This window comes from Streptomyces sp. NBC_01257, from assembly GCF_035917255.1.
In the GTDB taxonomy this organism is placed as follows: domain Bacteria; phylum Actinomycetota; class Actinomycetes; order Streptomycetales; family Streptomycetaceae; genus Streptomyces.
The window spans coordinates 8,292,579-8,317,319 of sequence record NZ_CP108472.1 but is presented as its reverse complement, the minus strand read 5'-3'; the positions used below and the strand labels follow the sequence as shown (position 1 = coordinate 8,317,319).

The following is a 24,741-nucleotide window of genomic DNA, read 5'->3' as shown; positions in this document are numbered from 1 at the left end:
ATCCGGCCATGTTCATGGTCAGTGTTGACCAGAGGCTACTGATCCACCGCCAGGAGAGCGAGCGGAAACGGAAATTAGCGGTCCGTTATTGGTCACACACCAGTGGCAAGTGCAACCGCCCCGTCGCTGCGGGTGACATTCAGCGACGGGGCGATGCAAGAAGTTCATTTCCGAACTACTTTGTCGCCCCGACCAGCTTGGCCTGCGGGGAGACTGCGTACCATGTTCCCCCGACACCCTGGCCGTTGGTGTCACCGGGCCTGACGTCGCCGGAGAAGGTGTAGATGGGCCAGCAGTCGACGGCCTGCTGCTTGAGCCCGTCCGGCCGGTCGAAGGTGACGAAGCCCTTCGTGGTGACGCCCTTCACATCATTCTTCGCGACGGGCGCGACGACCGGCCACTTCGAGAGACAGGCTCCGGTGCAGGCCGACTTCATCGGCCATGCGACATCCTTCTTGAAGCGGTAGACCGTCATGCCTCGCTTGTCCACGACGATATCGCCGAGTTTCGGATCCTTGCGCACCGAGAGGCCCGCGAGGGCTGCCGGTTGCGCCCCGGACGGGCCGTCGGCGTTCACCGCCGCCTTCTTGCCGTCCGGTGCCGCGGCGAACCAGGTTCCGCCCACTCCCTGCCCCGTCGCGTCGCCCGGCGCGGTGTCCTTGGCGTACCGGTACATCGGCCAGCCGGCCAGTGTGAGTTGCTGGGTGCCGTCGGCCCGGGTGACCTTCCCGATCAGTGCGGCATCGGTCCCGGCCGCCGCGGTGACATTGCCCGCGGGCACCGGCGGCCAGGCTTTCGCACAGTCGCCATCGCAATTCGACTTGGGCGGGTTCGCGGTGTCCTTGTCGAATCGGTAGAGCGTGAATCCCCCGCTGTCCGTCACCACTTTGCCGAGCTTCTTGCTGTCCCACACCGCGAGCTGCCCGGCCTGCTTCGCCGCGGCCGTCTCCGTCGTGGCGCCGGAGCCGTAACCGCTGTCCGATCCGTACCCGTCCCCGGCCTCCGCGGCCGGACTCGCGTTGCCCACGTTCTGTCCGTTGGGTGACTGGGTCCCCTGTTCCTGACCGCACGCCGTCGTCAGCGCCACCAGGGCCACCGCGGTCACCGCGAGCGAGGCGTTCCGCCAGGTGTTCATGTCAACTCCCGTGGTACTTCGATCAGTTGCGACGCGGGTTCGCGTCGTTCATGGCCGTAGATACGGGTGCCGGGGCGCGCTTTGTTCAATGCGTACGCAGATTCTTCCGAAGCCGCAAACACCGGATGCCTCAGGTCCCCTCCATCGGGCGAACCGGACGGGTGTCCGGCGTGCCTCCCCGCCGACCGGTACATGCTCCCCGTCGTGTACGGATCACTCATCGGCCGCCTCACCGCCGCCGTCGCACTCACCTGGCTGCTCACCGCGCCTGTGCCCGCGGTGGCCGACAACTGCGCGTATGCCTCGATCGGGGAGGGGGACGGCGGTTCGGCGGTGGCCAGCAGCGGCGACGGAAGCTGCCATGCGGGCCCGAAGCCGAAGCCCACTCCCCCACCGGCCCCGAAACCCCCGCCACCACCACCGCCTCCGCCGCCTCCGCCCCCTCCACCCCCGCCGCCGCCACCGCCTCCACCCCCGCCACCCGAGCCGGCGCCGCCGCCCCCTCCCCCTCCGCCGCCACCGCCGCCTCCCACACCGACACCGACGCCCACGCCCACGCCGACACCCACACCGACCCCGTCCGCACGCCCCGCGCCGCCCTCACCCATCGCGCTCCCCTCGTACCGCAGACCCGTACGGAAGGCTCCGGAACGCCATACCTCCCTGGTCACCCTCACCTTGATGATCACCGCCCCCGCGGTGTTCGCCGTCGCCGTCCTGCGGCCCCGTTCCCGATGACCTCCGGAGGCACTCATGTCGGAATGGCTTGTTCTCGCCCTCGCCATGGTGGCGGCCAGCGCCGTCGTCCTGACCATCGCCGTACTCAACAACCGCCGTCTGCCCGAGGACGACGACCCGTCCGAGACCCCCGACGTCATCGAGTACATGACGATGATGATCGGGGTGGTCTACGCCATCGTGCTGGGCCTCGCCATCGCGGGCGTCTGGGAGGGCCGCGGCGCCGCCCAGGAGTACGTACGCCAGGAGGCCCAGGCACTGCACGAGGTCAGCGCGCGCTCGTCCGTCTACCCGCCCGAGGTCCGCACCCGGATCCGCGCCGATGTCGACACCTACGTCAGCTACGTCGTGCACGACGAGTGGCGGGCCATGAGCAAGCACGGCACGCTCACCGACCGGGGCGCCGAGCTCCTGGACCGGGTCAGGGCCGACGTCACGGACTACCGGCCGAAGACGGACCACGAGGGACAGGCCTACCAGCCGCTGGTCGACCAGGTCGCCGCGGCCGACGACGCCCGCAACGCACGGGGGCAGAGCGCCGGCGCCACCATGCCGGGCGTCGTCTGGTTCGGACTGATCACCGGAGCGCTGGTGACGGTGGGGCTGATCTTCACCCTGCAGATCCGCCGCACGTTCCGTGAACTCCTGCTGGCGGGTCTGTTCAGTGTGCTGATCGCCTTCCTCCTCTTCCTGATCTGGGACTTCGACTCCCCCTTCGGCCGGGGCATCTCGGCCACCGCCGCACCGTTCCTGGATCTGTTCCCCGGCGCCGCGGGCGGATAGCGGGCCCGTCCCCCGGGCGGTGCGCCGCTCGGGGGACAGCGGTGCCCCGAGCGGCGCACCCCGATCGCGGGCGAAATGCACCACTTCTAGCGTTGCCCGCATCGAGGTGCATTTCTGACGCTTTGTGGAAATCCGTTCCGCAGCTGCTCCTCGGGGACCCGGAGGATTCACCATGCGCGCAATACGTGTCACCCCCGTCGCTCTGCTCGGCGCCGCAGCACTCGCCCTGACCGCCCCGGCCGTGACCGCGTATGCAGCTACCACGGGCGGCCCGCCCATCGGCGGGAGCGGATACACCGTCACGCCCTCGGTGATCGCGCCGGGCGGCCAGGTCACCCTGGCGGCCAAGGGGTGCTCCACCACGGCCACCGCGTCCTCGGGGGTGTTCGACACCGTCACCATCCCCAGGAACGGCACCGGCAGGGCGACGGTCGACTGGGACGCGAAGCCGGGTGCGGCCTATGAAGTGACGTTCATCTGCAACACCTCGCCGAGTTCCACGGCCAAGGTGAACCTCACGGTCAGCGCCGCCACCAGCACACCCACCACGAGCTCGACGAGCTCCCCGGTGTCCACGGCCTCCCCGGCCGGTGTGCAGGGCGGTATGGGCGGCAGCATCGACAGCATGAACTCCGGCGAGATCGTGGCCGGCACCGCGCTGGCGGTGGCCGCAGCGGCCGGCACCGTCTTCGTGGTGCGGCGCCGCAAGGAGAGCCGCTCGCACTGACCGGCCGTCCTGGAGCGTGTTTCGAAAGTCCCGCCTGCTCGGCGACCCTTCGGGCGGACGGCGCTACTTTCGAAACACTCCCTGGACAGAACGAAAGTCGCCCCGGGTCCTCATGGAGGACTCGGGGCGACTTCGGTTATCGGGCCTGCGGGAGCGTCCTTACGGTCAGATCGCCCCATGGCTCGTCCTCCGGCGGCGCATGATGTACATGCCTCCGCCGAGGGCCGCCGAGGCGACCAGGCCCGCGCCGACACCCATCTCGGCCGGGCTCGCGGCCATCGAGCCGCCGAGGCCGCCCTGTGCGCCGCGGCTGTTGAGCACGGTGAAGCGGTGACCGGCCGTCCGGTCGGTGCCGTCGCAGCGCACCGTCAGGTTGTACGAGCCGGGCGTCGCGTCGTTGAGGATCCGGACCCGGGCGTGGCCGACCCGGCCCGCCGAGAGGCGGGTGGTGCGGAAGGCGTTGGACGAGACGCTGCCGCCCCGGCCGCAGCCCTCGGCGCTGACCTGCATGGCCGCGCCCTGGTGCACACGCTCGGGGTCGACGGTCACGTTGTTCGGCCCGTTGTTGCGGCCGTTCCCGTTCCCGTTGCCGTTTCCGTTTCCGTTGCCGTTGCCGTTGCCGTTGCCGTTGCCGTTGCCGTTGCCGTTTCCGTTGCCGTTTCCGTTGCCGCCTCCGTTGTCCCAGTCGCCCGGGTCGTTCCAGTCGTTCTGGTTGTTGCCGTTGTTCTGGCCGTTCCCGACATCTCCACCGGCCGCGGCCATCGGGGCACCGAGCCCGAGAGCGGCGACGGCGGTCGCGGCGACAACGAGAGCGCGTGTAGCACGCATCGTTCGAACCTCCAGCGGGAAGCGCCCCGGAGCTCTGTGCACCGGGATGGATCGACGAGAACGCCTCCCATGACGAACCCTCACCAGATCCTTGATCCACCGCATTTCGGCACTGCTCCACCCCGGTGATCCGACACACCGTGCGGAGACCTGTGAATCTGATGGACCCGCAGGTCACAGACCGTCAGAACTTTTATCCGCCCACTACTCCGATAAGAAGCCCGCCCCGCGGCCGCCACCCGTTCGCACTTCCCTGAATGCCGGGCGACCGGCCCGCGCCTAGCGTTCCCCTCGTCGCGACGAAGGGAGAACCATGGGACGGGACAACTGGCGCCCCGAACGGATCAGACACTCGCCGTGGGGCGCGCTCGCGCTGGCGATGCTCGCCGGTCTCGCGCTGATGCGGAACGGCGCGGACCTCTCGCCCGGACCGCCGCAGCCGGTCGCCGCCACCTCGGTGGGCCAACAGAAGAGCGTCCCGGTGGCCCCGGCGGCCGGCCCGGCCGTGAAGCCCCTGGCGTACGCGCCCGCCGCCCGTGTGGCCATCCCCTCGATCCAGGTCGACGCCCCCCTCGTCGACGTGAACCTCGACGAGAACGGCTGGATCGAGACACCTCCCCCGCAGGATCCCAACCTGGCGGGCTGGTACCAGAACGGCATCGCACCCGGGCAGCTCGGCACCTCCGTCATCGTCGGACACGTCGACAACCAGGCAGGACCCGCGGTCTTCTACGGCCTGGGCTCGCTGAAGAAGGGCAACCGCGTCGAGGTCACCCGCAGTGACGACCAGATCGCGGTGTTCGAGGTCTACGGCGTCGAGGTGTTCTCCAAGAACGACTTCCCCGGTGCCCGGGTCTACGGCGACACCGGGCAGGCGGAACTGCGGGTCATCACCTGCGGCGGCGGATACACGAAGGCCAACGGCTACGACGGCAACGTCGTCGCCTTCGCCCGCCTGGTCGAAACCCGCTGAACGACTGCTGCCGGGGCCGCGGTCCCGCCCCGGCAGCAGTCGTGACGCGGCTCAGCGGCGCTGCGGCACCGTGATCCGGTACCCGTCCTCCAGCAGGTCCGGCAGATAGCGGCCCAGCGCGGCGACGCTCTGCGAACGGTTGCCGCCCGCGTCGTGCGACAGCACCACGACCCCGGGGGCGGCCCCCTCCTTCACCCGCCGGACGATGCTGTCGGTGCCCGGCACCGTCCAGTCCAGGGTGTCCACCGTCCAGGCCATGGGCTCCATCCCCATCGCCGCCCCGATCTCGAACGAATTGCGGTTCCAGGCTCCGTAGGGCGCCCGGTACCAGAGCGGCGGGGCGCCGGTGACCTTCTCGATCACCTCGCTGGTGCGGCCCAGTTCGTCGGTGATGCCGGCCCGGGAGAGCCGGGTGACCAGCGGATGGGTCCAGGAGTGGTTGCCGACGGTGTGGCCCTCGTCGGCGATCCTGCGGACGAGGTCCTGGTTGTCGTGGGCCATCTCCCCGCAGAGGAAGAACATCGCCCGCACGTCGTGCTTGCGCAGTGTGTCCAGGATGTGCGGGGTGTACAGCGGATCGGGTCCGTCGTCGAAGCTCAGGACCATGGCCCGGCCGATGTCGGGCAGGTGCTCGAACGGCCGGGTGCGGACCGGCGGTGCGGCCGGGCGGTAGTGCGGCGGGTTGTTCGCGGTCATGGGCCGGAGCCGGTAGGCGAGCGGCCGGGTGCGCGCGGCGGCTGCCTGCGGACCGGCAGCGGCGGACGGCGGCGCGGGAGGCCGGAACGGCGCACCGGCGGAGTCCGCCGCGACCAGGCGCACCGCAGTGGCGGCGCCCAGCCCGGCAGCCAGCCTCAGCAGCGTTCTGCGCATCGGTGGCAACTGATCGTTCTTCATGACCAACTGCTCGCACGCCTGCTCCCCCACCCGTCTCAACGACACCGGTTACGGAGGGTTTTGCACCCGTTGGAGGGAGCGCATCCGCGCAACCGGCAGCAGCGCGCCGGGGCACTCGGGAGCCCGTACCGGAGCCCGCGACGGGAGCCGATAGCCTCACTGCCGTGACAGACCAGCAGCCTCACCAGTTCGAACGTGGCACAGACGGCCCGAAAGTGATCGTCGCGGGCCTCGACGGTTCCGATTCCTCCATGCGCGCCGCGGCGTACGCGGCAGGACTCGCCCGTCGGCAGCGGGCCATGCTCGCCCTCGTCTACGTCCAGCCCGTACTGGCGGCGGGTGCCGCACTCGGCGCCCCGGTCGGCGACGCGACCGGGGACGTGGCGGAGAGCCTGGTGAACGAGATCCGCGAGTCGACGGAGCGGATGAAGGACATATGGGACGTGCGCTGGGAGTTCCACACCTTCCGCGGTGATCCGTACAACGGGCTGGTGACCGCGGCCGACGAGCTCAAGGCGGACGCCGTCGTGGTCGGCGCGTCCGAGTCGGCCGGGCACCGGTTCATCGGATCGGTGGCCGTGCGCCTGGTGAAGGCCGGCCGCTGGCCCGTCACCGTGGTCCCGTAACCGCACCCTCCGCCGCCGCGCCGCACCGCCACCCGACCGTTCACCGCACCATTCGCCGCTCTGAGCGACCGCTCGTCGCACGGGGCGGCGTATGTCCTGTTCCCCCGGGCGTGAATGCGTTCGTATACGCCAGTCAGCAGGGAGGCGGCAGGGGCCTCCGCGCGGAAGGGCGTTCACGATGACCACGACGACGACCGATGAGCGGGCACTCGCGGATCTGCAGCGTGAGCACGGCCCCGCCCTGTTCCACTTCCTTCTCGGGCTGACGTTCGGTGACCGGCAGCGGGCCGAGGACCTCCTCCAGGAGACGCTGGTCCGGGCCTGGCAGCACCCCGAGGCGTTCGACGGCCCGTACGAGTCGATGCGGCCCTGGCTGTTCACCGTGGGACGCCGGCTGGCGATCGACGCCCGCAGGTCGCGGCTGGCCCGGCCGGCCGAGGTGGGCGACGCCGTGCTGGAGAGCGCCCCGGACGGGGAGGACACCGCAGAGTCCGCCGTGGCCGCGCTCGATGTGCGCGAGGCGGTGCGCACCCTCAGTCCTGAGCACCGGGCGGTACTGGTGCAGATCTACTTCCGCGGGCTGAGTGTCGGCGAGACGGCCGAGGTGCTCGGTATCCCCGCCGGCACCGTCAAGTCCCGTTCTTACTACGCGTTGCGGCTGCTGTCGCGCAATCTGCCCGGCTACTCCAGCAGGTCCTCCTCGCTGAGCAGCGGCAGCAGGGCCGCGGCCTCCGCGACCGCCGCGTAGTCGGCGGCGCAGCGGTCGCAGGCCTGCAGATGGCGGGCGACCCGCAGGGCCTCCGGGGCCGGGAGTGCGTCCAGCACGTAGGCTCCGAGCAACTGCCGCATGTGCGGTCCCTCCCCGGGGTCGGCGGTCATCGCAACCTCATGTCTGTGACGAAACGGGTCCGACGGATCCTGTCCTTCTGGCCACGCGGGGCGCGCTCCCCCGGTTCAATGCTGCGTGTAGGGCCGTACCGAGAACGGAATGGGGCGAGACCGGATGCGTCCGGAACGTCAAGACGGATCCAGTGGCGGCGGGCTGCTGATCCCGATGGCCTGGATGTACGCGGAGTACATCGCCGACGAACTGCTGCGGACCGGCGAGCTGATGGAGCCGGCGACGCTGGAGTACCGGGCGGGCCGTGACGCGCTCGCCCTCACCGTCTTCCTCTCCGACGGTGAGGTGGCCGAGTCGCTGCCCGCCACCCGGGTGGACGAGCTGCGGCTGCTGACGGCGTACGGGGCCCCGTGGCGCGGCTGGGTATGCGCGCGGCTCGACGCGTTGGAGGCGGCGGGTGAGGCCGGTCCGGACGTCGCCCTGGCCCGTGCGGCCTGGCGCTGGCTGGAGGACACGGAGCTCCTGGCGGCCGATCTGGACGCGATCGGTCCGCCGCCGTGGGAGCCGGAGGAGGAAGAGGAGGAGACCGCGGCCCAGGTGTGGACACCCGCCTGGCAGCTGGGGCTGCCGCTGGGGCACCTCTCGATCCACCTGTACTGAGGGCCTGCTGCACGAAGGGCCTGCTCGTACTGGGCGCCGGCCCGTCGCCGCTTCAGGAGCCGTGCACCCCGGCGCGGTACTTCGGCAGCCGTACGGTGATGCGCATGCCGGCGCCCATGCCCGTCTCGATGACGAGCCCGTAGTCGTCCCCGTACACCTGCCGCAGCCGTTCGTCGACGTTGAGCAGGCCGATGCCGGTGGACTTGCCGCCCTCGCCGCGCAGGATGTGGCGCAGCCGCTCGGGGTCCATGCCGGTGCCGTCGTCCTCGATGACGACCTCGGCCTCCGATCCGGCGTCCAGGGCGCTGATGGTGATGCGGCTGGAGGTGACGGCCCCTTCCAGCCCGTGCTTGACGGCGTTCTCGACCAGCGGTTGCAGGCAGAGGAAGGGCAGCGCGACGGGCAGTACCTCGGGGGCCACCTGGAGGGTGACCGAGAGCCGTTCGCCGAACCGGGCGCGGACCAGGGCCAGGTACTGGTCGATGGAGTGCAGTTCGTCGGCGAGGGTGGTGAAGTCGCCGTGGCTGCGGAACGAGTAGCGGGTGAAGTCGGCGAACTCCAGCAGGAGTTCGCGGGCCTGTTCGGGGTCGGTGCGGACGAACGAGGCGATGGCTGCCAGGGAGTTGAAGATGAAGTGCGGGGAGATCTGCGCGCGCAGGGCCCTGATCTCGGCCTCGATGAGCTGGGTGCGCGAGCGGTCGAGTTCGGCGAGTTCCAGCTGTACGCAGACCCAGCGGGCCACCTCGCCGGCCGCCCTGGCCAGGACCGCCGATTCGCGGGGCGCGTAGGCGATCAGGGTGCCGAGGACCCGGTGGTCGACGGTGAGCGGTACGGCGACGGCCCAGCGCAGCGGGCAGTCCAGGTCCTCGCACTCGCTGCGGAAGGCGGTGTCGCGGCCGCTGGCGAGGACGTCGCCCACCTGGTCCATGACGTGCCGGCCGTGGTGGTCGCCCTCGCCGTCCCAGACCAGGACCCGGTCGCGGTCGGTGAGGCACAGGGCGTCGGTGCCGAGCAGCGAGCGCAGCCGGCGGGCCGATCGGCGGGCGCTCTCCTCGGTGAGCCCGGCGCGCAGCGGGGGCGCGGCGAGGGACGCGGTGTGCAGGGTCTCGAACGTGGCGTGCTCGACGGGGGTGCCGACATCGCTCGTGCGCACGGGCCGAGCGGTCATCCGGCCGGCCAGCAGGCCGCCGCCGAACAGGAGAAGGACGAGGAGGACGATGACGGCGTATCCGGCTCCGGTCACCGGTGCCTCCCTGCGGTCAGCGCTTCGGGCAGGTGGAAGCGGGTCATGGCGGCGTTGGTTCCGGCGGGTATCCGCCCGGGCGTGGCGAGCGAGACCAGGATCATGGCGAGGAAGCCGACGGGCACGGACCAGACGGCGGGCCAGGCGAGCAGCGCGTGCGGCCAGCCGGGCGGGCGCACCGCCCCGCTGACGGTGATGGCGACGGAGAGCAGCGCGGAGCCGCCGCCCAGGACGAGTCCCGCCACGGCACCGGGCGGGGTGAGGCGGCGCCACCAGATGCCGAGGACGAGCAGCGGGCAGAAGGAAGACGCGGACACGGCGAACGCCATCCCCACGGAGTCGGCGACCGGTACCCGGCTGACCATCAGCGACCCGGCGAGCGGGACGGAGATGGCGAGGACGGTGGCCAGCCGGAAGTGCCGTACGCCGCGCGAGGGCAGGACGTCCTGGGTGATGACGCCGGCGACGGCCATGGTCAGTCCGGAGGCGGTCGACAGGAACGCGGCGAAGGCGCCGCCCGCGATGAGCGCGCCGAGCAGGTCGCCGCCGAGCCCGCCGATGACCCGGCCGGGCAGCAGCAGCACGGCCGCGTCGGCGTCGCCGCCGTGGATGAGCTCGGGGGCGTACAGCCGTCCGAGGGCGCCGTAGACGGGCGGCAGGAGGTAGAAGACGCCGATGAGGGCGAGGACGGCGACGGTGGTGCGGCGGGCGTCGCGGCCGTTGGGGCTGGTGTAGAAGCGGACGACGACGTGCGGCAGGCCCATGGTGCCGAGGAAGGTGGCGACGATGAGGCCGTAGGTGGCGTACAGCGGATGGTCGGCGCGGAAGACGGACAGCTGCTCGTCGAAGGTGACGCGGGGCCGTCCGTCGCCCTGCCAGGCCAGCACCAGGAAGATCGCGGGGACCAGGAGCGCGGTCAGTTTCAGCCAGTACTGGAACACCTGGACGAAGGTGATGGAGCGCATGCCGCCGGCGGCGACGGCGAGGACGACCACGGAGGCGACGAGGACGTCGCCGAGCCAGCCGGGCGCCCCGGTGAGGATCTTGAGGGTGAGTCCGGCGCCCTGGAGCTGCGGGACGAGGTAGAGCCAGCCGGCGCCGACGACGAGCACGCTGACGAGCCGGCGCACCTGCCGGGACTCGAGCCGCCCCTCGGCGAAGTCGGGCAGGGTGTACGCCCCCGAGCGGCGCAGCGGGGCCGCGACGAAGACCAGCAGCACCAGGTAGCCGGCGGTGTAGCCGACCGGGTACCAGAGCATGTCGGGGCCGTGCACGAGGACCAGTCCGGCGATGCCGAGGAAGGAGGCGGCGGAGAGGTATTCGCCGCTGATCGCGGCCGCGTTGAGGCGGGGGCGCACGGTGCGCGACGCGACGTAGAAGTCGGAGGTGGTCCGGGAGATGCGGAGCCCGAATCCGCCGACGAGGACGGTGGCGAGGACGACGGCGGCGACGGCCGCCACCGCGTACGTGCGGCTCACTGTGCGGGGCGGCCTTCCACGAGCCGGGCGAAGTCGCGCTCGTTGCGCTCGGCCCGGCGCACGTACCACCAGGCGAGCAGCGTCAGCGGCGGATAGGCGGCGAAGCCGAGGACGGCCCAGACGACGGCGTCGCTGTGCAGTGCCTCGAAGGCCGGCGGCAGGGTGCCGACCACGGCGGCGAGCACACCGAAGGCGGTGAGCCCGGCGCGCAGTTGGCTGCGCATCAGCGAACGGACGTACGCGCCGCCCAGCGCGGTCTGTTCGTCGATCTCCGACTGGGTGCGGTAGCGCGGCAGCGGACGCACCCGCCGGGGCTCCCCCGTCACCACTTCGCGCCGGGGCGTTGGCTCTGCGGACATGGGGCCGGAGTGTACGCAGCACCCGGCCCCGCTGGGAAGGGTTCCGGGTGCGGGTAGGCGCTGGTCAGCGGCCGGTCTGGCGCATCAGCAGATCGCGCAGGGCGCGGGTGTGGCGGCGGCTGACGGGGAGGGAGGCGGTGCCGATGCGCACGCTCATGCTGCCCGCGTCCAGCCGCAGTTCGTCGATCCGGCCGAGCGCCACCAGGTGGCGGCGGTGGATGCGGACGAATCCGCGGGTGCGCCAGCGCTCCTCCAGGGTGGTGAGGGGGACGCGGACGAGGTGGCTGCCGGTGGCGGTGTGCAGCCGGGCGTAGTCGCCCTGGGCCTCGGCGTAGGCGATGTCGTCGATCGGGATGAAGCGGATGACGCCGCCCAGTTCGACGGGGATCTGGTCGTGCGCGGTGTCGTGCACGGGTGCGGAGCGGTCGCCGACCTGCTCGGCGACACGGCGCACGGCCTCGGCCAGGCGTTCGCGGCGTACGGGTTTGAGGACGTAGTCGACGGCCTTGAGGTCGAAGGCGTGCACGGCGAAACCCTCGTGCGCGGTGACGAAGACAATGAGCGGGGGTGCGGCGAAACCGGCGAGCAGCTGGGCGACGTCGAGTCCGGTGAGGCCCGCCATGTGGATGTCCAGGAAGACGACGTCGATGGCGGCGGGGTCGTCCGGACCGGCCTCGACGGCGCTGCCGATGCGGCGCAGCGCCTCGGTGGCCCCGGTGGCGCCCTCGGCGCTGCGGATCCGGGGATCGGCGCGCAGGAGGTACAGCAGTTCCTCCAGGGCGGGTTCTTCGTCGTCGACGGCGAGTACGCGGAGCATGAGGCCGGAGTTTAAGGGCTGCGCGGGGCGATGCGGAGGGGCGGTGCTGAGTGATTCACGGGTTGTTTCCGTACGGGACGGCATGTGCACCCCGCCCCACCGTCGCGATGTCGGCGCCTACGCCCTGGGCGTGCTCGGCGCCGCCGACGCCTTCCGTTTCGAGGAGCATCTGGAGGGCTGTGCCCGGTGTGCGTGCGGGGTGGTGGAGCTCGGTGGGGTGACGGCCGCGCTCGGCCGGTACGCGCGGCTGACGCCGCCGGGCGTCGATCCGGTGGTCCGGCCGGGTCCCGGGCTGGTGCGCCGGGCGACGGAGGCGGTGGCGGCCGGGCGGCGCGGGGCGCGGCGGCGGCGTCTCGCCCTGGTTGCGGCGGCGGTGGTCCTCGCGGCCGGGGCGCCGTTCGCGCTGCCGGGCGGGGAGCGGGAAGCCCAGCGGTGGCAGGCCGCGGACCGGGGCTCGGGGATGTCGGCCGTCGTGACGGCGGGGGCGCGGGAGTGGGGCAGCGAGGTCGGACTCGAGGTGTCGGGGGTCCCCGGGCCGGGGGTGTGCTCGCTGGTCGCGGTGGGGCGCGACGGGGACGAGGAGACCGTCGCGACCTGGTCGTCCGGCGGCCCCGGTGCGGAGCCGGTCCGGATGAGCGGCGGCGCGGCGCTGCGGCCCGGGGCCATCGCCCGGTTCGAGGTGCGGACGGCGGCGGGGCAGCGGCTGCTGCGGCTCACCCGCTGAGAGGGAGGGCCGGGGCCCTACTTGAGCAGCTTGGAGAGGCGGCGGTCGGCGAGGGGCTTGCCGCCCGTCTGGCAGGTCGGGCAGTACTGGAGCGAGGAGTCGTTGAAGGACACCTCGCGGACGGTGTCACCGCAGACCGGGCAGGGCTCGCCGGTGCGCCCGTGGACCCGCATCGCGCTCTTCTTCTCTGCCTTGAGCCGGCCCGCCTCAAGGCCGCTGGAACGGGCCACTGCGTCGTTGAGCGTGCTGCGCAGAGCGGTGTACAGCCGGGTGGTCTCGTCGTCGGTGAGGTGCGCGGTGAGCTTGAACGGCGACATCTTCGCGACGTGCAGGATCTCGTCGCTGTAGGCGTTGCCGATGCCGGCGATGAGGGACTGGTCGCGCAGGGCGCCCTTGATCTGGCGCCTCTCCCCCGCGAGGAGCGCGGCGAACGCGTCCCGGTCGAAGGACGGGCCGAGCGGGTCGGGCCCGAGCCGGGCCACCCCGGGGATCTCGGCCGGGTCGTGCACCAGGTGGACGGCGAGGCGCTTGGTGGTGCCGGCCTCGGTCAGGTCGAAGCCGTCGCCGCCGGTGAGGACGGTGCGCAGCGCGAGAGGGCCCTTGCCCGGGCGGGGCGGGTTGGCGGGGAAGGAGTCCTTCCAGTGCAGCCAGCCGGCCCGGGCGAGGTGGGTGACCAGGTGCAGCGGTCCGACGGCGATGTCGAGGAACTTGCCGTGCCGCCGGACCCCGGTGACCGTACCGCCGTGCAGGGCGGTGAGCGGTGGGTCGTACGTCTTCAGGACGCTGATGGCGAGCGGCAGGACGCGGTCGATCTCCCTGCCGACCAGGTGGTCGTCGAGGAAGACCCGCAGGGCTTCGACTTCGGGCAGTTCGGGCATGGTTCCAGCCTGCCGCAGCCGTCGCCCCGGCGCCTACCGGAGGCCGTACACGCCTTCGGCCGTGGTGGCGAGGACCGCGTCCCGCTCGTCGTCGGCGAGCCCGTCGAGAAGGGCGAGCGCGGCCTCGACGACCTCGGTGTACGTCGCCGCGAGCCGGCACACCGGCCAGTCCGAGCCGAACATCAGCCGGGTGGGCCCGAAGGCTTCGAGAACGGTGTCCGCGTACGGGCGCAGATCCTTGACGGTCCAGTTGTGCGGGTCCGCCTCGGTGACGAGTCCGGAGAGTTTGCACACGGTGTTGGGCAGGGCGGCGAGGGCCCGCAGCTCGTCGGCCCAGGGGTGGAGTTCCCCGGCGGCGACCGGCGGTTTGCCGGAGTGGTCGAGTACGAGGACGAGCCCGGGCAGCAGTTCGGCGGCCCGCACGGCGGCGGGCAGCTGGTGGGGCTGGACCAGCAGGTCGTAGACGAGCCCGGCCTCGGACACGGCGGTCAGCCCGCGCAGGACGTCCGGGCGCAGCAGCCAGCGCGGGTCGGGTTCGCCCTGGACCTGGTGGCGCAGCCCGACGAGCCGGTCGCCGCCGGGGAGCTCGCGCAGGGCGGCCAGGGTGTCGGCGATATCCGGTGCGGTGAGGTCGCTCCAGCCCACGACGCCCGCGACCAGATCGCTGCCGTCGGCGAGCGCGAGGAATTCGGGGGTCTCGGCGGCGACGGTGACGGTCTGGACGAGGACGGTCGCGTCCACCCCGTTGGCCCGGGCCTCCGGCTCCAGGTCCGCCATGGTGAAGTCGCGGCGCAGGGGGGCCAGTTCCTCGCCGGTGATCCAGTCCTGGTCGCGTACGGAGAGGTCCCACACGTGGTGGTGGGCGTCGACGATGCGGGGGCGGCCGGTCATGTCACAGCTCCCAGGCGACGGGGAGGCCCGCTGCGGCGCCGTCCGACGAGTAGTCGTGGGCCACGTCGAGGAGTTCGTCCATCCTGGCCTGCCAGGCGACGTTGACGGGGAGCTGTTCCAGTTCGGCGAGGAGCCGGGCGTAGTCGTCGCACTCGATGACGTGGAAGAGATCGGTGCCGCTGCGCCAGATGGTCCAGGAGCTGGCGCCGGCGGCGCGGATGGCGCGGGTCAGTTCGGCGGGGACCTCGCGGTGGGCGGCCTCGTACTCCGCGACGCGGTCCGCGCGGACCTTGGTGTGCAGGGCGATACGCATGTCAGTGTCCGTTCTCGGTCAGCAGGCCCTCGGCGCGCAGGTCGTCCCAGAGGGCCTCGGGGATCTCCCGGCGGAGCAGGGCCGCGGCGTCGCGCACCTCGTCCGGGGACCGGGTGCCGACGAGCACGCCGGCGACCGCGGGGTGGGCGAGCGGGTAGTGCAGGGCGGCGGCGCGCAGCGGCACACCGTGGCCCTCGGTGACGGCCTTCAGGCGCAGCGCCCGGTCCAGGAGGTTCAGGGGCGCGGCGGCGTAGTCGTAGGTCGCGCCGGGGCGCGGGTCCGCGAGGAGGCCGGAGTTGAAGACGCCGCCGACGACGACGCTGCGGCCGCGGGCGGCGGCGGCGGGCAGCAGGTCGTGCAGGGCTGACTGGTCGAGGAGGGTGTAGCGGCCGGCGCAGAGCACCACGTCGGCGTCGGTGTCGGTGACGAACCGGGTGAGCATCGCGGTCTGGTTCATGCCGGCCCCGATGGCCCCGATCATCCCTTCGGCGCGGAGCTTCTCCAGTTCCGGGTAGGCCTCGTGGAAGGCGGCCTCGGCGTGGTCGTCCGGGTCGTGCAGGTAGGCGATGTCGATGCGGTCGAGGCCGAGCCGTTCCAGGCTGTCCTCGATGCTGCGGCGGACCCCGGCGGCGCTGAAGTCCCAGCGCCTGCGGTGGGTGGCGCGGACGGCGAAGCCCTCGGAGAGCGAGTCGGACGCGGCGGCCCCGCCGTCGGGCAGCGGGTCGAGGACCCGGCCGACCTTGGTCGACAGGACGAACGCGTCGCGGGGACGGCCGCGCAGGGCCTCGCCGAGGCGTCGCTCCGAGAGGCCGAGCCCGTAGTGCGGCGCGGTGTCGAAGTAGCGGACGCCCTCGTCCCAGGCGGCGTCGACGGCGGCCGCGGCCTGTGCCGGATCGACGGCGCTGAAGAGATTGCCGATGGCGGCCGCCCCGAAGGACAGCTCGGTGACCTCGACCGCGCTGTTTCCCAGCCTGTTGCGCCGCATGACTCCGCCGCCCTCCCCGATGATCGCTTCCTGCACACAGCGAATATTCATCGGATCACTTGGGCGCGTCAACACCCCGGGGAGGATCAACTACGAAGATTGCCCCGTGACCTGTCCGATCTATGGAGTGCCGCTCACCGGCAGCAGCGCCAGCAGTTCGGCCACTTCCTCCTCGGCGCAGCGCCCCAGCCGGTCCAGGTCGGGCAGGGCCTTGCCGTCGGCGACCAGACCGATCTGCACGGTGGAGCCGTACGTGGTCAGCGCGACGGCCAGGGACTGGCCGCGGGCCAGCGGCGCCATGGGGTAGAGCGCGCGCAGCGGGCAGCCGCCGAGCGAGAGGGCCGAGCGCGGCAGCGGCACACTGGTGACGAGCACGTCGAAGAGCATCCGGGCGGCGTTGCCCGCGATCGGTGCGCCGAACCGGTGGGCCAGCGAGGGAAGCTGGTCGGCGAGCACGGCGACCGCGCCGGCCCCGCGCAGCGGCCCTGCCGACTTGTTGCGGTCCATGGCCCCGCGGACGGCCCGCAGCCGCTCCCAGGGGTCGGGTTCGGAGACGGGCAGGCCCAGAAGATAGGCGGAGAGCCGGTTGCCGGTGGCGGCGGCCGCACCGCCCGGACGGCGCCGGGAGACCGGGACCAGGGCGCGCGGATCGGCTCCGGGCAGCGGTTCGCCGCGCTCCAGCATCCAGCGGCGCAGCGCTCCCGCCACCACCGCGAGCAGCACGTCGTTGCCCGTCCCGCCGGCGGCCCGGCGGATCCGCCGGACGGCTTCGAGGTCGAGATCGGCGGTGGCCAGGCGGCGGGTGCCGCTGGAGCTGGCGCTCAGGGACGGTGCGCCGCGCAGGTCGAGGCGGCTGGCGCGTACCAGCGAGGCTCCGACCCCGAAGGCCCGGCCGAGGTCCTCGATCCGTCCGAGGGCGAGCCCGGCGACCTGGCGCGGGCCGGGCATCCAGGAGCGCGGCGGCACGGGACGCACCCGGCCGGCCGTCACACCGGGCCGGCCCCGGCCGGCCGCCGTGGCGATCTCGTCGAAGATCCCGGCCCCGATGGCGACCGCGCGCATCCCGTCGGCGAGCGCGTGGTGGAGCTTGACCAGGACGGCGAAGGGACCGTCGGGGGCGCCGCCGATGACGTACATCTGCCAGGGCGGCAGCCCCCTGCGCAGCGGCTGCTCCATCAGTTCCCCGGCGAGCCGGGTGGCCGCCGCCATGAAACCGCTCTCGTCGGCGGTCTCCGCCGCGGGCAGCCGCACCCGCTTGACGTGCCGGTGGACGTCGAAGTCCTTGTCCACCGACCAGGCCGCGCCGCCGACGGGCAGCAGCACGTCACGCACCCGCATCCGCAGCCGGGGGATGGCCGCGGCCCGGCTGCCGAGCAGTTCGAGCAGGTCCTCGGGTCCGGGGGCCGGGCCCGCGCCCGGCGAGAAGACGGCAAGTGCGCCGAGGTGCATGGGGTGCGCATCGGACTCGAGGTGCCAGAAGGCGAGATCGAGAGGTGCCAGTAGCTCAGTGCCCAACGGGTCCTCATGTCATCGAAGACGAGACTGACGGAGTCGCAGTCAATCTCCCGCAGTCGGTTACGGTCAAGTACAGACATGTTACGTTCTGTTACTTTGCAGTAGTGTTCAATGCCGCCGCACGCCCGATCCGGCGGGACCGCCGGATCAGCCGCGCGGCGGGATGACGAATTCGCACCAGACGCACTTGCCGGTGCCCCGGGACTCGACACCCCAGGCGTCCGCCAGCCGGTCGACGAGCATCAGACCGCGGCCGGAGACCCCGGCATCGCCCGCGTCCCGGCGGCGCGGAAGGGCGCTGGACCGGTCCTCGACATCGACGCGCAGCCGCCGCTCGGGCCCGGTGAGCACCCGGATGGTGACGATCGCGCCGCCGTCGGTGTGCATCAGCGCGTTGGTGGTCAGTTCGTCGGCGGCCAGCTCCACCTCGTCCGCCCGCTCCTTCGCGCCCCACGCCCGGACGGCCGCACGGATCATGTGGCGGGCCGAGCTGAGCGCCTCGGGGTCGTTCTGGGCCACGTGCTGCTGGAGCCGTCCGCCGGGCTGCGGGGCGTGTGCCGCCTTCCGGCGCAGCAGCAGCACCGCGACGTCGTCCTCGCCGCCGCGCTCGTCGACCGATTCGCAGAGCCGGTCGGCCAGCTGCTGAAGGTCCTCGGGGCCGTTCCTGATCATGGCCGTGAGCAGTTGCATGCCCTCGTCGAGGTCGGCTCCCGGCAGCTCCACCAGGCCGTCGGTGAACAGCACCATGGTCTGCCCGGGGTCCAGCTCGACCGTGCTGACGGGATACTCCAGCCGCCCGAACTCGGCGGAGAGCCCCAGTGGCAGCCCGCCCTCGACGGGCACCTTGCGGCAGCTCCCGTCGGCCTCCCGCACCAGCGGGTCCACATGGCCGGCCCGGACCACCTGCACCACTCCGGTGGTCAGGTCGGCCTCGGCGTACGTACAGGTCGCGAACCGGTCCGTGTCCAGCTCGTGCAGGAAGACGGAGGCCCGCGCCATGACGGTGGCGGGGCTGTGCCCCTCGGCGGCGTACGCCCGCAGCACGATGCGCAGCTGTCCCATGACGGCTGCGGCGTGCGTGTCGTGGCCCTGGACGTCCCCGATGACGGTTCCGACCCGGCCGCCGGGCAGCGGGATGACGTCGTACCAGTCGCCGCCGATGTCCCGGCCCAGCCGGGCCGAGCGGTAGCGGACGGCGATCTGCGCGCCCGGCACCTCGGGGATCCGGCGGGGCAGCATGGCCTGCTGGAGCCCCTCGGCGAGGTCGTGCTCCTGCTCGTAGAGCATGGCCCGCTGGAGGCTCTGGGCGATGGAGCTGCCGAGGGCGACCAGCAGGTTGCGCTCGTCGCCGGTGAAACCGTCCTTGTCGCTGTAGAGCAGCCCGAGTGCGCCGATCGGGCGGGCCTGGGCGATCAGCGGCATATAGGCGGCGGAGGTGATGCCGAGGTGGCTGATGTGGGGCCACAGGATCGGGTACGAGTCGGCGAAGTCCTCCGCGGAGTCGATGAAGCGCGGGGTGAGCGTGCGCACGACCTCGCTCATCGGGTACTGCTCGTCCGTGCGGGTGTACCGGGTCCCCGGCACGAAGGCCCCCTCGGGCCCGTCGGCGACCAGATGGATGCGCCCGGCCTCGATCAGCCCCATGACCAGACTGGTCGCTCCCAGGTGGGCGAGCCCCTGGGAGTTCTTGAGCACGTCGATGACGTCCTTGACGGTACGGGCGTGGGCGAGCGCGGCCGTGGTGGCCTCCACCAGGCTGGTGCGCCGCCGGCGCTCCTCGTCCAGCTCGCGGCGGGCCGTGGAGTCGGCCAGCTCCTGGGTGGCGTCCCGGACGATGCCGATGATGCGGCGCGGCCGGCCGGTGGGGTCACGCCGGACGAAGCCCTGGGTGTGCGTCCACTGCAGGGTGCCGTCGCGCCGGCGCATGCGGAAGTACGCCCCGTAGTTGGTCAGGCCCGATTTGAGCGCCTCGGTGACCATGGCGTCGAGCCGCACGCCCTCGTCCGCCGGCACCCGGATCCCGAGCGTCGTCGGCTTGTCGTCGTACTCGTCGGCCCGCAGGTCGAACACGTCGAGGGCCGCCTGGTCCATGTGCATGAGGCCGCTGTCGAGGTCCCAGTCGAAGCTGCCCATACGGTTCAGGGCGAGACTGAGGTCCGGGTGGGCGGGCCAGTCGTCCGGGAGTGACAGGGCACCCGCTACCCGATCATCCATATGCGTCACTCTGCCATCATTTGTCCGATTGTTCGAGCGAGCAGTCCATCTGGTGAACGTGCGATGGAACACATTTCCGGGCCACCCGGGAGGGCCGGTTCCCCGGGGATTCCCAAGGGATTCCCCGGAACGGCGCGGGTGCGGGGTGCCGGAAATCCCCGCAGAACACCTCCCCCCTCCGAAAGCGGGCAGGACCAGCGACTAACGTGTGCGTCGGGGCGGAGTAAGCCAAGCCTTACCAAGGCCCGCCCTGCTCCTGCTCGCCCGTCCTAAGGAACAGCCCTCCATGACACGCCCCGTCCGCGTCGCCATCGTCGGAGCCGGTCCCGCCGGAATCTACGCAGCGGACGCGCTGCTCAAATCCGACGCCGCCGCCGACCCGGGTGTCTCCATCGACCTGTTCGAGCGGATGCCCGCCCCCTTCGGCCTGATCCGTTACGGCGTTGCCCCGGACCACCCGCGGATCAAGGGCATCGTGCAGGCGCTGCACCAGGTCCTGGACAAGCCGCAGCTGAGGCTCTTCGGGAACGTCGACTACCCGGGCGACATCGGCCTGGACGAGCTCCGGACCTTCTACGACGCCGTGATCTTCTCCACCGGCGCCGACGCGGACCGCGCCCTCGACATCCCGGGCAACGAGCTGGACGGCTCCTACGGGGCCGCCGACTTCGTCTCCTGGTACGACGGCCACCCTGACGTGCCGCGCACCTGGCCGCTGGAGGCCGAGAAGGTCGCCGTGCTGGGCGTCGGCAACGTGGCCCTGGACGTGGCCCGCATCCTCGCCAAGACGGCCGAGGAGCTGCTGCCGACCGAGATCCCCGCCAACGTCCACGACGGGCTCAAGGCCAACAAGGCGCTGGAGGTGCACGTCTTCGGGCGGCGCGGTCCGGCCCAGGCCAAGTTCAGCCCGATGGAGCTGCGGGAGCTGGACCACTCGCCGAACATCGAGGTCATCGTCAACCCCGAGGACATCGACTACGACGCGGGCTCGATCGAGACCCGGCGCGGCAACAAGCAGGCCAACATGGTCGCCTCCACGCTGGAGAACTGGGCGATCCGCGATGTCGGCGACCGCCCGCACAAGCTCTTCCTGCACTTCTTCGAGTCGCCCGTGGAGATCGTCGGCGAGGACGGCCGGGTCGTCGGGCTGCGCACCGAGCGCACCGAGCTGGACGGCACGGGCAACGTCAAGGGCACCGGCCGGTTCACCGACTGGGACGTGCAGAGCGTCTACCGCGCGGTCGGCTACTACTCGCAGGAGCTGCCCAAGCTCCCGTTCGACGTCGCGTCCGGCACCGTCCCGCACGCCGCGGGCCGGGTGCTCTCCGGCGGTGAGCCGATGGAGTCGGTGTACGTCACCGGCTGGATCAAGCGGGGCCCGATCGGCCTGATCGGCCACACCAAGGGGGACGCCAACGAGACGGTCGCCTGCCTGCTGGAGGACCACGGCGCCGGCCGTCTCCCGGCGCCGGCGCAGCCCGAGCCGTCGGCCGTGACCGAGTTCCTGGAGGCCCGCGGCGTCCGCTACACCACCCGCGAGGGCTGGTACCGGCTGGACGCGCACGAGCGCGCGCTGGGCGAGGAGCAGGGCCGCGAGCGGGTGAAGGTCGTGGAGCGTCACGCCATGCTGGACGCCTCCGGGCCCGGCAACTGACACCGCGGCGAAGGCCCCGGAGCAGCCCTGCGCAGGGCTGCTCCGGGGCCTTCGCCGTCGCCGGGACGTCAGCGGCCCTGCAGCGCCTTCACGTTGTCCCCGAAGGTCCAGTTCTTGGATCCGTCCCAGTTCAGCGACCAGGTCATCAGGCCCTTCAGGCTGCCGCCGTAGTGGTTCCAGGCCTGCGAGACGAGGTTCGGCGCCATGTAACCGCCGCCGGCGCCCGGCTGGGCCGGTAGTCCGGGGACCTGCTTGTCGTACGGCACCCTGATGGTGGTGCCCTGGATGACGAGCCCCTTGTCGAGACAGTCCGTCTGCGCGGTGAAGCCCTCGACGGTGCCCGCGGAGTACGAGTCGCCGGAGCAGCCGTACATGCTGCCGTTGTAGTACTGCATGTTCAGCCACCAGAGCCGGCCGTTGTCCGCGTACTTCTTCACGATGGGCAGGTACGCACCCCAGATCGAGCCGTACGTGACGCTGCCGCCGGTGACGTAGGCCGTCTCCGGCGCCATCGTCAGACCGAAGCCGGACGGCATCTGCGCGAGGACGCCGTCGATGATGCGGATCAGGTTGGCCTGCGAGGCGGAGAGCTGGTTGATGTTGCCGCTGCCGCTCAGGCCGGTCTCGATGTCGATGTCGATGCCGTCGAAGTTGTACTTCTTGAGGATCGGCACCACCGTCTCGACGAAGCGGTCGGCGACCGTGCTCGAACTGAGGTCGATACCGGCCGTCGCACCGCCGATGGACATCAGGGTGGTGAGCCCGGACGCCTTCGCCTGGCACATCTCGGCCGGGGTCGGCACCTTCACGGTCGAATCCATCCCGTCCTCCCACAGGACGGTGCCGTCGGAGAGGATCACCGGGAAGGCCGCGTTGAGCACGTTGTAGCCGTGCTGCGGGATGCGGCTGTCGGTGACCGGGATCCAGCCCAGCGGCGGGTGCACTCCGTTGGAGGCGCCGTCCCAGTTCTCCCAGTACCCCTGGAGCACCTTGCCCGCCGGCTTCGGCTTGACCGCGCAGGTGTCCTCCTGCGCGGAGCCCGGCGCGGCGGCCACCAGCATCGGCACGATGCACGCCGCCGCGAGGCCGGCCCCCAGCAGACGTGATGTACGACCGAACACGGCGACACCCCTTTCCGATTTGGCATGCTCCTGACAAACGAGGCCAGGACCACGGACGCGCCCAACGTAAAGTGGTCCAGACCTTCCGTCAATAGGTCTGGACCAAAAGCGGAGGCTGTGGCGGCCTCACGGGGCGCCGCGCGCCCTCAGGGACCGTTCGCGCACCTGGTCCGGGTAGCGCTCCGTGAACCGGACCGCCAGGACCAGCAGGACCGCCGGGATGACCCAGTTGTACCAGTCGGAACCGGACGACGTGTGGATCGCGAGCAGGCCCAGCAGCGCGGTGGCGACGAAGACCCCTCCCCAGACCAGCGTCAGCACCTGGTTGACGTGACGGAAGACGGGCGTACCCCACACCTCACGGGGTGTGGTGTCCCGCGCGTACTGCTCCGTGAACGGGACGAACGCCAGCGACCCGAGGGCCACCACCGCGATCACCCCGCTGGAGAGGACCTGGGCGTACCGCTCCAGCCAGTCCAGGTCCTGACGGTCGAGGAAGAGCGCCAGCACGCTGAGGACCGCGAAGAAGGCGATGCCCGCCACCTCCAGCACCTTGTAGGAACCCCGGCGCAGATCGGGCAGGTTGAGCACCACGGCGGCGACGAGGCCGGCCAGGGCCGCGTACTCCCAGGTACTGGGACCCGCGATGACGTCGAAGATGATCCACGGGGCGAACGCGAAGAAGAGATTCCCGGTCCGCCGCCCGGAATTGGCTTGGGTCACCGCACACCTCCCGGTGTGGCCCGGCACGGCACGCTGCCGCACCCTCCATGGTGGCGCCGGGGCCCGCCCGCCGCATCCCCACCCCCGCGGACACCCGCGTTGCAGCCGGTCGGGGCCGGGGATTGAATGAAGGGTCAGCACGGCGCGCGTCCAGGTGCGCGCCCGCCCCGGCAAGGGAGGCCGTCATGGCCGCAGATGCCTCGCGGAGTTTCGATCCGACCCGCGTCGTCCACCTGTCCGGCCGGTTCGCCCCGGTGACCGAGGAGGTCGACGAGACCGGCCTCCAGGTGCTGGGCGAACTGCCGGACGAGCTCGACGGGCTGTTCCTGCGCAACGGCCCCAACCCCCGCTTCACACCGATCGGTTCGTTCCTCTATCCGATCGACGGGGACGGCATGCTGCACGGGGTGTGGATGTCCGGCGGCCGGGCCCGGTACCGCAACCGCTTCGTACGGACCCCCGCCGTGCTCGCGGAAGAGCGCGTCGGGCACGCCCTGTGGGGCGGCATCGAATCGATGATCATGCCTCAGGTGCCGGATGTGGAACCGGAGTTGGCGGGCACGTTCCGGGACCTGCCGGACATCAACGTGGTGCGGCACGCGGGGCGCCTGCTGGCGCTCGCCGAGTCGGACAGCCCGTTCCTGATGACGCCGGAGCTGGAGACGGCCGGCAAGGAGACCTTCGGCGGGGCACTGCCGGCCGGTATCACCGCGCACCCGAAGATCGACCCGGTCACGGGCGAGATGATGGTGTTCTGCTACGGCCTGGAACCGCCCTACCTCACCTGGTCGGCCATCGGCCCCACCGGCGAGGTGACCCGCGGTCCCACCGTCGTCGACGGGCTCGACGAACCGATGATGATCCACGACATGGGCCTGACCGCACGGTTCCTGGTGATCGTGCTGGCACCGGTGTTCTTCGACATCGCCGCGGCGATGAGCGGTGGGTCCATGATCGACTGGCGGCCCGAGCGGGGCACCCGGGTGGCCCTGGTCCCCCGCGACGGCGGCCCGGTGCGGTGGGCGTCCGACGAGGCGTTCTGGCTGTGGCACACGGTCAACGCGTACGACACGGAACCCGGCGGCGGTGATGTCGTCCTGGACTACGTGCAGTGGACCCGCCTCTCCATGGGCGCTCCGGACGGGAGCGGCCCGCCCAACACCGCGGGCCTGGTCCGCGCGGTCATCGATCCGGTCGCGGGCACGATGCGCCGCACGGTGCTGGACGAGGCGAGGATGGAACTCCCCCGCACGGACGACCGCTTGATCGGCCGGCGCCACGGGCAGCTGGCCGTGGCCGGGGACTCCGGCAACCCGGACCTGCTGCCGGGCGAGTTCGACGAGCTGCGCTGGTACGACGGCGGGGACGCGTCGGGCACGAGCGTGGTGTGGCGGGCCGGGAACCTGTCCGTCGGCGAGCCGGTCTTCGCGCCCGCCCCCGGCACCGCGCCGGGCAGCGGCGGCTACTGGATGACGTACGCCACCGACCGCACGGATTCGAGCAGCTGGCTGCTCGTCATCCCCGCCGACGACCCGGCGTCCGGCCCGGTCGCCCGGGTGCGGATACCGGTCCGGGTCCCCCTCGGCCTGCACGGGAACTGGCTGCCGACGCAGGAGTGACG

25 protein-coding genes are annotated in these 24,741 nt (G+C 71.8%); 9 read left to right on the top strand and 16 right to left on the bottom strand.

Annotated elements, in window-relative coordinates; genetic code table 11:
• Positions 1-175: 175 nt before the first annotated feature.
• Complete coding sequence (locus OG408_RS36245) at positions 176-1,135, bottom strand: SCO0930 family lipoprotein (RefSeq protein WP_285573393.1); 960 nt, start codon at positions 1,133-1,135, stop codon at positions 176-178.
• A 753-nt stretch (positions 1,136-1,888) separates the two neighbouring features.
• On the opposite strand from OG408_RS36245, the gene OG408_RS36240 reads away from it, so the two are divergent.
• Positions 1,889-2,656 (top strand): bestrophin-like domain, encoded by a 768-nt coding sequence (locus OG408_RS36240; protein WP_285573391.1) that lies wholly within the window; start codon positions 1,889-1,891, stop codon positions 2,654-2,656.
• 172 nt (positions 2,657-2,828) lie between these two features.
• Positions 2,829-3,383 (top strand): hypothetical protein, encoded by a 555-nt coding sequence (locus tag OG408_RS36235; RefSeq protein WP_285573389.1) that lies wholly within the window; start codon positions 2,829-2,831, stop codon positions 3,381-3,383.
• 165 nt (positions 3,384-3,548) lie between these two features.
• On the opposite strand, the gene OG408_RS36230 is transcribed toward OG408_RS36235, so the two are convergent.
• Complete coding sequence (locus tag OG408_RS36230) at positions 3,549-4,211, bottom strand: hypothetical protein (RefSeq protein WP_326673761.1); 663 nt, start codon at positions 4,209-4,211, stop codon at positions 3,549-3,551.
• 313 nt (positions 4,212-4,524) lie between these two features.
• Here OG408_RS36230 and OG408_RS36225 point away from each other — a divergent pair, with 313 nt between their 5' ends.
• On the top strand, positions 4,525-5,184 hold the full coding sequence (locus OG408_RS36225; protein WP_285573386.1) for a class F sortase: 660 nt from the start codon (positions 4,525-4,527) through the stop codon (positions 5,182-5,184).
• 51 nt (positions 5,185-5,235) lie between these two features.
• Here the strand turns inward: OG408_RS36225 and OG408_RS36220 are convergent, their stop codons facing one another.
• Complete coding sequence (locus tag OG408_RS36220; RefSeq protein ID WP_285573385.1) at positions 5,236-6,078, bottom strand: polysaccharide deacetylase family protein; 843 nt, start codon at positions 6,076-6,078, stop codon at positions 5,236-5,238.
• Between the two features lie 164 nt (positions 6,079-6,242).
• Here OG408_RS36220 and OG408_RS36215 point away from each other — a divergent pair, with 164 nt between their 5' ends.
• On the top strand, positions 6,243-6,704 hold the full coding sequence (locus OG408_RS36215) for a universal stress protein (RefSeq protein WP_285573384.1): 462 nt from the start codon (positions 6,243-6,245) through the stop codon (positions 6,702-6,704).
• A gap of 178 nt (positions 6,705-6,882) precedes the next feature.
• The gene (locus OG408_RS36210) at positions 6,883-7,452 is read left to right on the top strand and encodes a sigma-70 family RNA polymerase sigma factor (protein ID WP_326673760.1); all 570 of its coding nucleotides are present in this window, start codon (positions 6,883-6,885) and stop codon (positions 7,450-7,452) included.
• Here OG408_RS36210 and OG408_RS36205 read toward each other — a convergent pair.
• Complete coding sequence (locus OG408_RS36205) at positions 7,386-7,583, bottom strand: zf-HC2 domain-containing protein (RefSeq protein ID WP_326673759.1); 198 nt, start codon at positions 7,581-7,583, stop codon at positions 7,386-7,388. The genes OG408_RS36210 and OG408_RS36205 overlap by 67 nt on opposite strands.
• Before the next feature lie 124 nt (positions 7,584-7,707).
• Here OG408_RS36205 and OG408_RS36200 point away from each other — a divergent pair, with 124 nt between their 5' ends.
• Positions 7,708-8,205, top strand: coding sequence for a hypothetical protein (locus OG408_RS36200; protein ID WP_285573376.1), 498 nt, complete (start codon positions 7,708-7,710; stop codon positions 8,203-8,205).
• Positions 8,206-8,257: 52 nt separating this feature from the next.
• Here OG408_RS36200 and OG408_RS36195 read toward each other — a convergent pair whose 3' ends face one another.
• From OG408_RS36195 to OG408_RS36180, 4 genes are all read right to left on the bottom strand, one after another.
• Positions 8,258-9,448: a sensor histidine kinase gene (locus tag OG408_RS36195; protein WP_285573373.1), complete on the bottom strand. Its 1,191-nt coding sequence runs from the start codon at positions 9,446-9,448 to the stop codon at positions 8,258-8,260.
• The gene (locus tag OG408_RS36190) at positions 9,445-10,926 is read right to left on the bottom strand and encodes a sodium/solute symporter (RefSeq protein ID WP_285573370.1); all 1,482 of its coding nucleotides are present in this window, start codon (positions 10,924-10,926) and stop codon (positions 9,445-9,447) included. The genes OG408_RS36195 and OG408_RS36190 overlap by 4 nt, the downstream gene beginning before the upstream one ends.
• A complete protein-coding gene (locus OG408_RS36185; RefSeq protein WP_285573367.1) occupies positions 10,923-11,285 on the bottom strand; it encodes a hypothetical protein in 363 nt (120 codons plus the stop codon). The genes OG408_RS36190 and OG408_RS36185 overlap by 4 nt, the downstream gene beginning before the upstream one ends.
• 64 nt (positions 11,286-11,349) lie before the next feature.
• Positions 11,350-12,102, bottom strand: coding sequence for a LytR/AlgR family response regulator transcription factor (locus tag OG408_RS36180; RefSeq protein WP_326673758.1), 753 nt, complete (start codon positions 12,100-12,102; stop codon positions 11,350-11,352).
• An 82-nt stretch (positions 12,103-12,184) separates the two neighbouring features.
• Between OG408_RS36180 and OG408_RS36175 the strand changes: the two genes are divergently transcribed.
• Positions 12,185-12,826 (top strand): zf-HC2 domain-containing protein, encoded by a 642-nt coding sequence (locus OG408_RS36175; protein WP_326673757.1) that lies wholly within the window; start codon positions 12,185-12,187, stop codon positions 12,824-12,826.
• A 17-nt stretch (positions 12,827-12,843) separates the two neighbouring features.
• Here OG408_RS36175 and OG408_RS36170 read toward each other — a convergent pair whose 3' ends face one another.
• The 6 genes from OG408_RS36170 to OG408_RS36145 form a co-directional block, all read right to left on the bottom strand.
• Positions 12,844-13,704, bottom strand: coding sequence for an Fpg/Nei family DNA glycosylase (locus tag OG408_RS36170; protein ID WP_326673756.1), 861 nt, complete (start codon positions 13,702-13,704; stop codon positions 12,844-12,846).
• Positions 13,705-13,737: 33 nt separating this feature from the next.
• Entirely contained in the window at positions 13,738-14,595 is an 858-nt protein-coding gene (locus tag OG408_RS36165) for an amidohydrolase family protein (RefSeq protein WP_326673755.1), read from the bottom strand.
• A 1-nt stretch (position 14,596) separates the two neighbouring features.
• The gene (locus OG408_RS36160; RefSeq protein WP_285573351.1) at positions 14,597-14,908 is read right to left on the bottom strand and encodes an L-rhamnose mutarotase; all 312 of its coding nucleotides are present in this window, start codon (positions 14,906-14,908) and stop codon (positions 14,597-14,599) included.
• 1 nt (position 14,909) lies between these two features.
• Positions 14,910-15,893, bottom strand: coding sequence for an aldo/keto reductase (locus OG408_RS36155; RefSeq protein ID WP_285573415.1), 984 nt, complete (start codon positions 15,891-15,893; stop codon positions 14,910-14,912).
• A 120-nt stretch (positions 15,894-16,013) separates the two neighbouring features.
• Entirely contained in the window at positions 16,014-17,408 is a 1,395-nt protein-coding gene (locus OG408_RS36150; protein WP_326673754.1) for a wax ester/triacylglycerol synthase family O-acyltransferase, read from the bottom strand.
• A 147-nt stretch (positions 17,409-17,555) separates the two neighbouring features.
• A complete protein-coding gene (locus OG408_RS36145; RefSeq protein ID WP_285573346.1) occupies positions 17,556-19,622 on the bottom strand; it encodes a SpoIIE family protein phosphatase in 2,067 nt (688 codons plus the stop codon).
• Positions 19,623-19,908: 286 nt separating this feature from the next.
• Here OG408_RS36145 and OG408_RS36140 point away from each other — a divergent pair, with 286 nt between their 5' ends.
• Positions 19,909-21,276, top strand: coding sequence for an FAD-dependent oxidoreductase (locus OG408_RS36140; protein WP_326673753.1), 1,368 nt, complete (start codon positions 19,909-19,911; stop codon positions 21,274-21,276).
• Between the two features lie 68 nt (positions 21,277-21,344).
• Here the strand turns inward: OG408_RS36140 and OG408_RS36135 are convergent, their stop codons facing one another.
• Together OG408_RS36135 and OG408_RS36130 are read right to left on the bottom strand one after the other, a co-directional pair.
• Entirely contained in the window at positions 21,345-22,337 is a 993-nt protein-coding gene (locus OG408_RS36135; protein WP_285569680.1) for a chitinase, read from the bottom strand.
• 186 nt (positions 22,338-22,523) lie between these two features.
• The gene (locus OG408_RS36130; protein WP_285569670.1) at positions 22,524-23,120 is read right to left on the bottom strand and encodes a hypothetical protein; all 597 of its coding nucleotides are present in this window, start codon (positions 23,118-23,120) and stop codon (positions 22,524-22,526) included.
• Positions 23,121-23,305: 185 nt separating this feature from the next.
• On the opposite strand from OG408_RS36130, the gene OG408_RS36125 reads away from it, so the two are divergent.
• Positions 23,306-24,739, top strand: a complete 1,434-nt coding sequence (locus tag OG408_RS36125; RefSeq protein ID WP_285569667.1) for a carotenoid oxygenase family protein — start codon at positions 23,306-23,308, stop codon at positions 24,737-24,739.
• Positions 24,740-24,741: the final 2 nt, after the last annotated feature.